At 55.5% G+C, this 12,254-nt stretch carries 13 protein-coding genes; 5 read left to right on the top strand and 8 right to left on the bottom strand.

Translation table 11 applies throughout. From position 1 onward, the window contains the following. Positions 1-11: 11 nt before the first annotated feature. Entirely contained in the window at positions 12-1,400 is a 1,389-nt protein-coding gene (locus tag RY075_RS11670) for an MFS transporter (protein WP_232967649.1), read from the bottom strand. Between the two features lie 129 nt (positions 1,401-1,529). Here RY075_RS11670 and RY075_RS11665 point away from each other — a divergent pair, with 129 nt between their 5' ends. The 3 genes from RY075_RS11665 to RY075_RS11655 all read left to right on the top strand — a co-directional run bounded on the left by RY075_RS11665 (position 1,530) and on the right by RY075_RS11655 (position 3,262). Beyond that, positions 1,530-2,459 carry a LysR family transcriptional regulator gene (locus RY075_RS11665; protein ID WP_045349966.1) on the top strand — a complete coding sequence of 310 codons (930 nt, stop codon included), beginning with the start codon at positions 1,530-1,532 and terminating at the stop codon, positions 2,457-2,459. A gap of 63 nt (positions 2,460-2,522) precedes the next feature. Continuing rightward, positions 2,523-2,789 carry a DUF1778 domain-containing protein gene (locus RY075_RS11660; RefSeq protein WP_003857131.1) on the top strand — a complete coding sequence of 89 codons (267 nt, stop codon included), beginning with the start codon at positions 2,523-2,525 and terminating at the stop codon, positions 2,787-2,789. After that, a complete protein-coding gene (locus RY075_RS11655; RefSeq protein ID WP_032609220.1) occupies positions 2,777-3,262 on the top strand; it encodes a GNAT family N-acetyltransferase in 486 nt (161 codons plus the stop codon). Before RY075_RS11660 ends, RY075_RS11655 begins: the two co-directional genes overlap by 13 nt. Before the next feature lie 177 nt (positions 3,263-3,439). Here RY075_RS11655 and RY075_RS11650 read toward each other — a convergent pair whose 3' ends face one another. Then, positions 3,440-4,732, bottom strand: a complete 1,293-nt coding sequence (locus RY075_RS11650; RefSeq protein WP_109949140.1) for a glycosyl hydrolase family 28 protein — start codon at positions 4,730-4,732, stop codon at positions 3,440-3,442. 104 nt (positions 4,733-4,836) lie between these two features. Next, a complete protein-coding gene (locus tag RY075_RS11645) occupies positions 4,837-5,595 on the bottom strand; it encodes a DeoR/GlpR family DNA-binding transcription regulator (protein WP_023324658.1) in 759 nt (252 codons plus the stop codon). Positions 5,596-5,681: 86 nt separating this feature from the next. Between RY075_RS11645 and RY075_RS11640 the strand changes: the two genes are divergently transcribed. After that, positions 5,682-6,266 carry an NUDIX domain-containing protein gene (locus RY075_RS11640; protein WP_302378244.1) on the top strand — a complete coding sequence of 195 codons (585 nt, stop codon included), beginning with the start codon at positions 5,682-5,684 and terminating at the stop codon, positions 6,264-6,266. A gap of 84 nt (positions 6,267-6,350) precedes the next feature. Further along, positions 6,351-7,109, top strand: a complete 759-nt coding sequence (gene tam / locus RY075_RS11635; RefSeq protein ID WP_023314159.1) for a trans-aconitate 2-methyltransferase — start codon at positions 6,351-6,353, stop codon at positions 7,107-7,109. Between the two features lie 6 nt (positions 7,110-7,115). On the opposite strand, the gene RY075_RS11630 is transcribed toward tam, so the two are convergent. The 5 genes from RY075_RS11630 to RY075_RS11610 all read right to left on the bottom strand — a co-directional run bounded on the left by RY075_RS11630 (position 7,116) and on the right by RY075_RS11610 (position 12,100). After that, on the bottom strand, positions 7,116-8,306 hold the full coding sequence (locus RY075_RS11630) for a cytochrome c biogenesis protein/redoxin (protein ID WP_109949139.1): 1,191 nt from the start codon (positions 8,304-8,306) through the stop codon (positions 7,116-7,118). Between the two features lie 135 nt (positions 8,307-8,441). Next, positions 8,442-9,737, bottom strand: a complete 1,296-nt coding sequence (locus tag RY075_RS11625) for an ATP-binding protein (RefSeq protein ID WP_338628620.1) — start codon at positions 9,735-9,737, stop codon at positions 8,442-8,444. After that, complete coding sequence (locus RY075_RS11620) at positions 9,734-10,474, bottom strand: response regulator (protein WP_022651194.1); 741 nt, start codon at positions 10,472-10,474, stop codon at positions 9,734-9,736. Before RY075_RS11620 ends, RY075_RS11625 begins: the two co-directional genes overlap by 4 nt. A 44-nt stretch (positions 10,475-10,518) precedes the next feature. Further along, positions 10,519-11,514 (bottom strand): alpha/beta hydrolase, encoded by a 996-nt coding sequence (locus RY075_RS11615; RefSeq protein ID WP_058658941.1) that lies wholly within the window; start codon positions 11,512-11,514, stop codon positions 10,519-10,521. 145 nt (positions 11,515-11,659) lie between these two features. After that, on the bottom strand, positions 11,660-12,100 hold the full coding sequence (locus RY075_RS11610) for a GNAT family N-acetyltransferase (protein WP_003857152.1): 441 nt from the start codon (positions 12,098-12,100) through the stop codon (positions 11,660-11,662). Positions 12,101-12,254: the final 154 nt, after the last annotated feature.

Genomic DNA, 12,254 nt, shown 5'->3' with positions numbered 1-12,254 from the left:
TATTTTCGTGCTCATCCTGTTTCCGCAGGATGAGTGATTTTACGCAACCGACTCGCGCTGACGACGACCGCTACCGCAGAAGCCGCGGCGGCGACCCACAGTGCAACATGAATTGACCTTTCATCTGCGGCCAGCAGAACGGCCACGGCGGCGGCGCCCAGACACTGCCCGAACGTGCGCATAATGGATAAAACACCGGATGCATAGCTCGCATGCTCACGAATAACGTTGGAGAGCATTTCCCGGTTATTGGGACTCTGAAAGCAGCCAAACCCCATGCCGCATACCAGACTCCGCAGGCAGATATCCCACATTGTAGGGCGGTCGGGTAATGTCGCAAGAAGGATCAAACCCACGACAAAAATCACCAGCCCCAGGGTGGATATCGCCGGGGCTGAAATCGTGTCCGCCCACCGGCCTGCATGCGGCGCAATCAGTACGATCCCTAGCGGCCACGGCGTAAACAGCAGGGCAGACAACACCGGACTGTAGCCGTATTCGCTCTGAAACAGGAAAGGCAGTGCAATAAAAGTGATCCCCTGGCTGACAAAAGCAATCATTGACGTGAAGGCCGCGAGGGTAAAACGTTCATTTTTAAACATCGTCGGCGGCAGCAAGGGGTTATCCGTGCGGCGGATCTGCCAGATAAACGCCATGCCGCTCAGCGCAGCGAGCACCGTCCAGCAAAGACTGCCGGGGTGATAAGTAGCCTCCTGGAGGCTGTTCGCCGCCATGATCGTCGACCCCAGCAGCAGCGCCGACAATATGGCGCCCGGGGTGTCGAAGGGCGCTTGCTTTCGAACCGCATCCCGCGGCAGCGCTTTGACCGCCAGCAGTAAGGCGAGGGTGCCGGGAACCACGTTTATCGCAAACAGCCATTGCCAGCTCAGGGTGTGAAGGATCGTACCACCCAATACCGGCCCGATAGCGGAGCTGGAGGCGATGAGCAGAGCGTGTAACCCCAGAATGCGGCCAAGTAATCGCCCGGGAAATACGGATCGCAGGATTGCGGGGGCAATACTCAGCGTCGCCGCGCCGCCGATCCCCTGAAGCACGCGCATACCGATGAGCACTTCGGGCGTCTTCGCCAGCGCGCAACCCAGCGATGTCAGGGTAAAGGTTGTCAGACCTGCCAGAAAAACGGGGCGATAACCCAGGCGGGCCGCAAGCGCCGCGAATATCACCAGCGACATCGCGGCCGCCAGCAGATACCCGTTGGCAAACCAGACGGCAATACTGGCAGGTACCTGCATCTCCTGAGCCATGGAGGGCAGGGCAATGTTGATCATGGTGCCATCAAACACGCCCATTAAGGTGGTGGTCATAATTGCGGCCATCACCCGTGCGCGCGCCGGGCCAGGCAGTCCTTCGTCGCCGGGTTGACTGGAAAAGAGCGTCATCAGGTTGTCCTCTGAGAAGAGTGTATGGATGACAAAACTATAAAGATGGCTTTTACAGGGCGGAAGGCGCACCATTTGCACTTTATCGTTGCATGAAACGCCTTATCTGAATGTACAGGAATGAGCGCTATGACCGATCCTGATTTTAATTTACTGATTGCACTCGACATATTGCTGAGCGAAGCGAGTGTCGCAGGTGCGGCACGCCGTCTGAACCTCAGCACCTCGGCCATGAGCCGGACATTAAGCAGGTTACGCGACGTTACAGGCGACCCGATCCTGGTGCGCGCCGGACGTAACATGGTACTGACCCCGTGGGCCGAAGCGACCCGGGATCGCGCCAGGCGTGCAGTGCACGAGGCCAGGGCGGTATTGCAGCCCTCAACTGAAACGTTCAGCGCGCGAAGTCTGGCGCGTCTTTTTACCATCAGGGCAAACGATGGTTTTGTGGTGGCGTTTGGGCCTGCGCTTATAGCGGCTGTGGCCGACGCCGCGCCGGACGTCTGTATACGCTTCGCGCCGAAGCCGGAAAAAACGTCGCGCTATCTTCGGGAAGGGCTGGTTGATCTGGAGATTGGCGTCCAGAGCAATATGGGGCCTGAAATACGGCTGCAACGACTGTTTGAGGATCGGTTTGTGGGCGTCGTGCGTAAGGGGCATCCGCTGGCTAATCAGGCAGAAATAGGGGTGAAGGATTATGTCGCCTGGGGCCATGTGGTAGCGTCACCTGAGGGCGCGTTGCACGGTTCCGTTGACGATGCGCTGGCCGAACTGGGGACAAAACGTAAAATCGCCAGCGTCGTTCCGGGATTTCCGACGGCGCTGTCCGTGGCGCTGGCATCAGATCTTATTGCCATGATACCCGCGCTCTATTTACTCAATCAGCAGGTAACGGAGCAGTTACACGTTTTCGAGCTGCCGTTCAAAAGCCGTCGTATTACGGTTTCACAGATGTGGCACCCAAGAATGGAACGCGATCCTGGTCACCGCTGGTTGAGAGAGCAAATTCTTGCGATATGCGGTGTGGAGAGGTCAGACATGATAAAGAGCGCTGTATAGCGATTGCTATACACGCCGCTTATGTTATGCTTGTAAAGCAATTGCTATACAAGAGGTATACCCATGAAATCAGATGTTCAACTCAATCTCAGAGCCAAAGAATCCCAGCGGGCGCTTATCGATGCCGCCGCAGAGATCCTCCATAAATCACGTACAGACTTCATTCTGGAGATGGCCTGTCAGGCAGCCGAGAATGTGATCCTCGATCGACGTGTATTCAATTTTAACGATGAACAGTACGCAGAGTTCATTGACATGCTCGATGCCCCGGTCGCGGACGATCCTGCCATAGAAAAACTGCTGGCAAGGAAACCGCAGTGGGACGTGTAACAGCGCCAGAGCCCTTATCCAGCGTCCATCAACTGGCGGAGTTCGTCAGCGGAGAGGCCGTGCTTGACGAATGGCTAAAACAAAGAGGTCTGAAAAACCAGGCGCTCGGCGCAGCCCGAACGTTTGTCATTTGTAAAACGGGCACGAAGCAGGTCGCGGGATTTTACTCACTGGCTACCGGCAGCGTTAACCATACGCAAGCGACAGGTAATCTGCGGCGTAACATGCCGGATCCCATTCCCGTGATTATACTTGCCCGTCTGGCTGTTGATGTCTCGTTACGCGGAAACGGGTTGGGAGCCGATTTACTCCACGATGCGGTTTTACGCTGTTATCGGGTAGCTGAGAATATCGGGGTGCGGGCGATCATGGTTCATGCACTCACTGAGGAAGCCAAAGCGTTTTATATCCACCATGGTTTTAAAGCCTCGCAGACTCAGGAACGGACACTGTTTCTCCGGCTTCCTCAGTAGAGGCAAAGGGAGGGGGTAGGATGCGATGGGCTTATCTGACGAGGGATAGGCTTCATAATATTCAATTTAACATAATATACATTATGCGTACTAAGATTAATTAAGAACAAATCCAGCCGTTTTGGGCCCAGCCTTGTTCTGCTCATTCAGCGAATTATGCCCATAGATTCTATGCCATCAACGTTCATAACTGTCGTTACAGTCTTGCGTGTTCTCTACGGCAGTCACCTGCACATTCTGAAAGCGCAACCCATCCACACCGGAAATTTTCCCAAACTCTGTCGCGTCAATAAAAATCCCCTCCAGCGTTAACCCGGCCACAGGACGCTCCGGATACCCCTCAATGAAAAATGCCCGCGAGAAATATTTGTTGTCTGAGCGACGCGCCGTCATATTTTTAATCGTCAGTCCGCTGACCTCAGTAAGACCGGCTTCGCCCTCAACACCTTCAGCCAGCTTGCGCCAGTGTTCTGGTTTATCAGATAAATTGCTCTGGTCGCCATAGCTGTACTGCGGAAACCAGTTCAGCTGGATCAGCACCGGAAAACGTACGTCCGTAAGACGTAAATTTTGGACGGTGATATCACGGATAAACCCGCCACGGTTGCGGGCCGACTTAATGCGAAACCCGACGCCCGTTCCGTTAAACGCGTTATCTTCTATCAGGACGCGTTCAATGCCACCTGAAGTTTCACTCCCCAGCGTGATCCCGGATCCCTTATTCAGCGTACATCCTCGAATCACTATATCCCGCGCGGTACGTGCTTTTTGCGCCGCTTCGCGTCCTCGTCCTGATTTGATGCAAATATTGTCGTCATTGCAGGACACAATGCAGCGTTCAATCCGCACTTGTTCGCAGGAGTCGACGTCAATCCCGTCGGTGCTCGGCCCCGCAGAATTGCTGATTTGCACAGCCTCAACCGCGATACGGCGCGAATAACAGAGGTGTATGTTCCAGAATCCGGACTCCCGACTGGTAAAATCACGCAGCAGAATGTTCTGGCTTTCAAAGACCAGGATATTGCGCGGGCGCTGACAGTCGTAATCAACCACCCAGCGTAATCCTCTGGCGCTGTAATCGCCAACCATGCCGCTGCGTTCGTCGTCGCCCCAGAAGCGTTGCCACCAGATGACACCCTGCCCGTCTATCGTGCCTGTACCGGTAATGCTGACGTTTTCACAATCAATGATATTAATAATGCCTGCCGGCCAGCGCATATCAATGCCGGCCACCCGGGTGTTTATCAGGGGATAATCAGCCAGATCCTGGCTTCCAACGAGCTGTGCGCCAGCATCCAGGCGAAGCGAAACACCGCTTTTCAGAAACAGTGCGCCGGTCAGAAAACGGCCTTGCGGAATAAGAATGACATCGTTCTCTTGAGCACTGTTTATGGCCTGCTGAATGGCAGACGTTGACAGGCGTTGCGCGGTTGGGTCCGCGCCACACGCCAGAATGGAGATCGCTTTCATGGCTTGTCCTTAAACAAATGAAAGCCTTAGTCTAGAAATCCGCGTGAAGGATAACCTTTGTCTTTTTGACAGCCTGGCGGTCAGGCTGGCAAAAAAGCGGATATTTACTGGCTTGCGATCACCGTAACGCCCTTTTCTTTCATGGCGCTCACCCAGCGTTCATCCGTTGTGTTTTCAACAACCAGCGTATTCACCAGCGACAGGTCGCCAATCACGAACGCCGAGGCCGTGTTGATCTTTTCCGGCGAGGCCAGTACCACCGTTTCCGCCGCTCTGCCGGAAAATGCACGTTTGATGCACGCTTCTTCATAATCTCCGGTGGTCAGCCCGGCCTCAGGATGCACGCCGGTGACACCCATGAAAAACAGATCCGCATGAATATTATTGATGCCTTCAATTGCGGCCGCGCCGACCGTGACGATGGAGTGTTTATACAAACGACCACCAATCAGGATCACCTCTATGCTCGGATGGCCGACCAGACCCAATGCGATACCCGGGCTGTGCGTCACCACGGTTATCGGTAAATCGGGTGGGAAGAATGTAATAAGTTCAGAGGTGGTCGTCCCGCCATCAATGATCACCACCTGCCCCGGTGAAATGAGCTGCGCGCCTCGCCGTGCCACGCGTTTTTTTGCATCCATTTTGACGGACTGACGCTCGGCAAAAGGCGCAATCGCTGAAGATGCTGGCAGTGCACCGCCGTGAACACGCTGCAAACGCCCTTCTGCCGCCAGTTCACGTAAATCCCGGCGGATAGTGTCCTCAGACACCGAGAAAAAGAGGCTGAGCGCAGTTGACTGGACCTGGCCTTCCGCCTCCAGTTTTTCCAGAATCAACTGTTTACGCTGGCTTGTGAGCATGATTTATTCCTGATGTTGCACGATGTGTCTTGTATTTGCACGATAGTGCTGTTTATGATGCTTACTCTACGAGAGGAGAGCCAAACGTGCAATCAAAACGTGCAGATATACGCATCATCAACAGCGAAACGTTGTCCGACAACTGGTATAACCTAAAAAAATACACTTTTGACTTCCAGCGCAGCGATGGCGACTGGCAGCGGCAAGAGCGTGAAGTGTATGACCGGGGGAATGGCGCGGCGATCCTGCTCTATAATCGCGACAGCAAAACCGTCATTCTGACGCGTCAGTTCCGTTTCCCGGTGTTTATCAATGGTCACGAAGAGGATCTCATTGAGGCGGCCGCCGGGTTGCTTGATAACCTTGACCCGGAAAGCCGGATTAAGGCCGAAGCGGAAGAAGAAACCGGGTTTAAGGTGACGCGCGTAGAGAAAATTTTTGAGGCCTATATGAGCCCGGGCTCGGTTACCGAGAAACTCTACTTCTATCTGGCGGAATATCATCCGCAGGATCGGACCAGCGCGGGCGGCGGCGTTAAAGCTGAGGGGGAAGATATCGACGTGCTGGAAATGACGCTGGACGACGCGCTTCGGGGCATTGAAAATGGGCAGATCGTCGACGGAAAAACCATCATGCTGCTCTATCACCTGGCCCTCAAAGGCATTTTATAATCTCACCATTAGCCAGATACCTGCCCCGGCGCAGGTATTTGCCTGTGCTATTCTTGCTGAACACCTCAACATGGAGATGCGAAAATGGCCGACTGGGATCCCTCTCTTTATCTACAATACAGCGCAGAACGCACACGTCCCGCCGCTGAGTTACTGGCCCGGGTGCCGCTTGCTGACATAACCTCAGCCGTGGATTTGGGCTGCGGGCCAGGCAACAGCACCGCGCTGCTGAAACAGCGCTGGCCTTCTGCGCAGATCGCCGGCGTGGATAACTCCCCGGCCATGCTGGAGGAAGCCCGACAGGCCCTGCCAGACTGCCACTTTGTTGAGGCAGATATCCGGCACTACAAACCTGACCAGCCGCTCAGCCTGATCTACGCCAACGCCTCATTGCAATGGATCCCGGACCATTACCACCTTCTGCCACACCTGGTTTCACTGCTCCAGTTAAACGGCGTGCTGGCGGTGCAAATGCCTGACAACTGGCTTGAGCCGACGCACGCCCTGATGCGTGAAGTTGCCTGGGAACAGGGCTACCCCGATCGTGGCCGCGAGCCATTGCCGGGTATCCATGCCTACTACGATATTCTGACGGAAGCGGGATGTGACGTGGATATCTGGCGCACCACCTACTTCCATCAGATGAGCTCTCATCAGGCGATTATTGACTGGGTCAGCGCGACGGGGTTACGGCCGTGGTTACAGGAACTCAACGAAAGCGAGCAGAAAAACTATCTGAAACGCTACCTTGAGCTGCTGGAAGAGCAGTATCCGCTCCAGGAGAACGGGCAGATACTGCTGGCTTTTCCGCGCCTGTTTATGGTGGCTCAGCGGGTTCCGTAAGCCGGATCAGGAACGCGCTTCCTTGAGCAACTGCTGAATCACGGCCTCCTGCTTGTCGTAGTTACCTTCGCCAAACGCGGTGTAACGCAGTTGCCCTTTCGCATCGAAATAGTAATGCGCTGGCCAGTACTGATTTCCGAACGCGCTCCAGATTTTGTAGTTATTATCCGTCACTACGGGGTACGGCAGCTGCCATTTATTGACCGCGTTTTTCACCGATGATAACGGCTTTTCCCAGGGGTATTCCGGGGTGTGGACGCCAATCACCACCAGACCTTGTGACTCATATTTCTTCGCCCAGTCTTGAACATGCGGAAGGGTATGCTGGCAGTTGATACAGTCCCAGGTCCAGAAATCGATAAGCACAACTTTCCCCCGCAAGGCCTCAGACGTGACAGGGTCACCGTTTACCCAGCCCGTACCGCCGCTTAATGATGGTAGCTGGCTGCTCGGCGTTGCGTCAGCGACTGGTTGCAGTTTCACCTGCGTGGAGGATGGTTGCGCAAGGCTCAACAGAGCGTTTTCCAGCTGGTCGGCAATACCGTTGGCACCTTTCAGGGCTGAGGTCATCCCGCTGGCGTTGAACGCAACGGCAGCTAACATCATCACTCCCGCTCCCTGACGCAAACGCGCCATCAATGCGGATTTGGCTCTCAGAGGGGTTATCAGCTTACGGCCCCCCGCGACAAGCAGCCCCAGCATCAACGCGCATCCACTGCCGTAAGCGGCTAACAGCGCTCCGGTTGCGATGGCCGAGTGGCCCGCAATATTAATGCTGAAGATCGCCCCGAGAATCGGTCCGGCACAGGGGGACCACAGAAGTCCAACGGCCAGCCCTGCCAGAAAAGCCGAAACCAGGCCGCGTCGCTGAACGCTGTGGGTGTTGAGAACGTTTCCCGCACTGACCGCCGGACGGGCAATGCGCTGAGCAAACTGCGGGAAGATCAGAGCCAGGGCGGCAATGCTCAGTATCAGCAGCGCAATCCAGCGACCGATAACGGTGGCGTCAGCGATCCACTCGCTGGCAACCGTTACTACCATCGCCACCAACGTGAACATCACAATCATTCCCGCCAGAAGCGCCAGAATGTGTTTGCGCTGCCCCTGAAAGCCAGCGAACAGCAGAGGAATGACGGGAAGCGTGCACGGACTGAGCAGGCTAATCATGCCGCCCAAAAAAGCGATTATCAGAAACATAACGACCTCACGATACGGTTGCTGCGAAGGTGCAGTGAGGTTATTTGACCGTACGAATGTGTTCAGGCCGTGTGCGAAAAGCTGAATTTTGTCTGCCTGCGTATCGGCACGGGGTGCAGATACACAGGCGTACAATTAACCGCGCGGAAGAGTCACGCTTACGACCAGCCCGCCCTCTGCCCGGTTTGCAAGATGCAATTTCCCGTCAAGCTGGGCGGTGAGCTGCGCGGCAATGGCGAGGCCTAACCCGGTGCCGCCCGTTTCGCGGTTGCGCGACGTTTCAACCCGGTAGAACGGCTGTAACACCGCCTCCAGTTCTGCCTCCGGGATGCCGGGGCCGTTATCCATAATGCGGATCGCTACCTGCCTTTCATCTTCATCAATCTCTATAACCGCGCTATCGCCAAACTTGAGCGCATTATCCAGCAGATTGGTCATTACCCTGCACAATGCCTGTGGACGAGTAACGATCGGCAGACGCGCATTGCGTGCATGAAACTGCACGTTTTTACCAATGTCCTGATAATCACTGGCGATGCTGTTAACCCACGCGTTCAGCTCCAGCTTCAGCGTGGTCTCTTCCAGAGATTCTGATGACCGGGCATAGGCAATCCCCTCCCGTACCAGGCGCGACATATTATCCAGGTCGCTCAGCAGCTTATCGCGGAGTTCGGGCTGATCTGCCATTTCGATCCGCAGCTTCATGCGCGTGATGGGCGTCTGGAGATCGTGAGAAATGGACGCCAGAATCTGCGCGCGTTCACGCAGATACGTTTGTATCCGCGACTGCATCTCATTAAAAGCGTGTGCAGCCTGGCGCACTTCAACCGGTCCTTTTTCAGTCATCGGTGAATGGGCCGCAGGATCGAGGGAATCAACCGCACGCGTGAATTGCAGGAAAGGCCGGACAACCTGGCGTACGGCAATCCAGGAGCAGAGCGCGACAAGTAACAGCTGAAGAACTAGCACCACGGGTAACCAGCTGGCGACAGGCGGCATGCGCGGGATCAGATCGATAGTGAGCGGTGCGCCGTCGCGGAGCGTCAGATGGGCCTGAATATGGGAGATTGGCCCTGGCACCGCCGTAAACTGGAGCGGATATTGGGCTGAAAGCGTCTCTTTCAGGGTGCGAATTGCATCCCGCGAGCGCTTGTCCGTTGGTGCGGCGCCTGCCTCGCCGGGGCCAAGGATATAACGATAATTACCGCGACTGAGCCGTTCCAGCCACTCTGGCCGCTCTTTGGCCGGAAGCCGGTCGAGAATGGCCACGCTGGTCGCCACGTCATTCTCAAGATTGCCCAGCATAACCGTGCGCGCGCTGTGCATTCGCTCAACCATGACCAGCGTCAGGCTGAGCGCGTTAGCCAGTAAGAGTCCAAGCAGCACAATGATCAGCAGCCGGGCCAGTAAGGTGCGGGGCCATAGTGTCATTCATTGGCCTCGACGATGGTCACCGGCATGGTAAAAACGTAGCCTTCGCTGCGAACGGTTTTAATGTAGGCCGGCGTGCGGGCATCTTCATTCAGGCGCTGTCGCACGCGGCTCACCAGGAGATCAATCGAACGCTCAAACAGCTCGGCATCACGTCCCTGCGTCAGGTTCAGCAGCTGATCGCGGGTCAGCACCCGTTGAGGATGATCGAGGAATACGCGCAAAAGGCGATATTCCGCCCCGCTGAGCGCCACAACCATCCCCTCGTTATCAATCAGATGACGCGCCACGGTATCCAGTTGCCATTCACCGAACACCACCAGGCGCCCTGCCTCGGTCACCTGAAGATTAGGCGGCATAGTACGAAAACGACGCAGGATAGCTTTGATACGCGCCAGCAGTTCGCGGGCCACAAACGGTTTCACCACATAATCGTCGGCGCCCATCTCCAGTCCCAGGATCCGGTCCGTGTCCTCGTTGCGCGCGGTGAGCATCAGGATCGGCAGATCCTTATGCCTGCTGCTGCGCAGCTGTCGACACAGCGTCAGGCCATCATCGCCGGGCATCATCACGTCCAGCACCACCAGGTCGATATGCTGTTTGTCGAGCACTACGCGCATCTCTTTCCCGTTCGCCGCGCCAGAGGCGTGGTAACCGGATTTCACGAGGTAATCGACAATCAGTTCACGAATATCCCTGTCGTCATCGACGACAAGGATGTGATCAATATGCTCCACCGCAGGCTCCTGATTAAGAGGTAACGGATTGAAAATAGCACATATCAGAGCTTATCCGCGTCGACAACGGCTTTAACAAAGTCCTGCGGATCTTCCTGCGGCGGGTTGTGGCCAACCGTTGCGCCGAAAGTACGGTGCTCATATTTTCCGGTGAATTTCCCTGCATAGGCTGCGGGTACAGGATGTGGTGCTCCGTTGTTACCGCCCTCGATGGTGATGGTCGGCACCGTAATATTCGGCAGCGTAGCCAGCTTTTGTTCGTAGGCGTCATATTTCTGCTCACCCTTCTCCAGCCCCAGACGCCAGCGGTAATTACTGAGCGTGACGGCAACGTGGTCCGGGTTATCGAGGGATTTGGCGCTGGCATTGAAGGTGGCATCGCTGAATTTCCAGTCAGGCGAAGCCTGGGACCAAATCAACCGGGCAAAATCGTGCGTATTTTTAGCATAGCCCTCCGCCCCGCGCGGCGTGGCGAAATAGAACTGATACCACCACTGAACCTCTGCCTTCGGCGGTAAAGGCTGTTTGCCAATCGCCTGGCTGCTGATCAGGTAGCCACTTACCGAGACCAGCGATTTCACCCGTTCCGGCCAGAGCGCTGCAACGATATCTGCCGTACGCGCCCCCCAGTCATAACCGGCAAACACCGCCTGTTTGATATTCAGGGCGTCCATCAGGTTGACGATGTCTTTTGCCATTGCCGAAGGCTGGCCGTTTCGCGGCGTTTTATCAGAAATAAAGCGTGTGGTGCCGTACCCGCGCAGGGACGGCACAATGACACGATACCCCTTCGCGGCCAGCGCGGGGGCCACTTCTGCATAACTGTGAATGTCGTACGGCCAGCCATGCAGCAGGATCACCGGTTGCCCCTCTTTTGGCCCGATATCGACGTAACCGACGTTCAAATCGCCAGCGTTAATCTGTTTAACCTGGTTAAAGGCCGACGCGTAATCCTTACCCGTCGCTTCTGCCTGGCAGGACATCACGGTGCCAAGTGATACGGTCAGGGCGACGGCTGAGTATGCGAGTTTATTAAACATGATGTTATCTCCGGGTAAGTTCAGTTGACGGAGATATAACACCATGCGTTTGTACAGGAGATGTGTGCGGATGCGGTTTTATTGCATACCTGTGTATGTATCACAGAGGCAGATACAGTGTGATACAAACCCAGGTATTAAACGACTAAAGCGAGATTCGGTACCGGACGTAATCGTCGGCTTCACCATAGTGATCATACAGCTTACGCGCCGGATTGTTCATGCGGGTTACCCAGTAGAGTTTTGACCACCCTTCCCGCTTGCCTTCATCGATCAGGGCGTCGATAAGCGCTTTACCCGCCCCTGCGCCACGTTCGGCAGCGTCAACAAACAGATCTTCCAGATAGCAAACGGGCGCGGTTGACCAGGTCCCTTCATGCAGGACGCACATGGCGAAGCCGATGACGCGGCCGTCCTTCTCCACGACACGGCAAAACAGAGATGATGAATCTGCGAGCGCCCTGTCCCAGGTGGCCGCGGTAACGGACTCGTCAAGGTAGCACTCATAAAAATGGGTATAGCCATCCCACAGCGGTCGCCATTGTGGGTAATCATCTGTGCATAAAGGACGTACGGTTAGCGTCATCTGTTCTGACCTTACAAATCAATTGCCATTTCAATACAGCGTAAATGCGCGTCGGCCATACGCGAGTAATGCGTATTTTCACCCAGCATGGCAAAACCCACTAGATTTTGCAGCCATGGCGAATCGCTTCGTTACGGACGTGCCAGAGTGTTTC

It is taken from the genome of Enterobacter sp. JJBC, assembly GCF_036936505.1.
GTDB classification, from domain to species: domain Bacteria; phylum Pseudomonadota; class Gammaproteobacteria; order Enterobacterales; family Enterobacteriaceae; genus Enterobacter; species Enterobacter hormaechei_C.
Note: the sequence above shows the minus strand (reverse complement) of the source record. Positions and strands in the feature narration are given on the sequence as shown.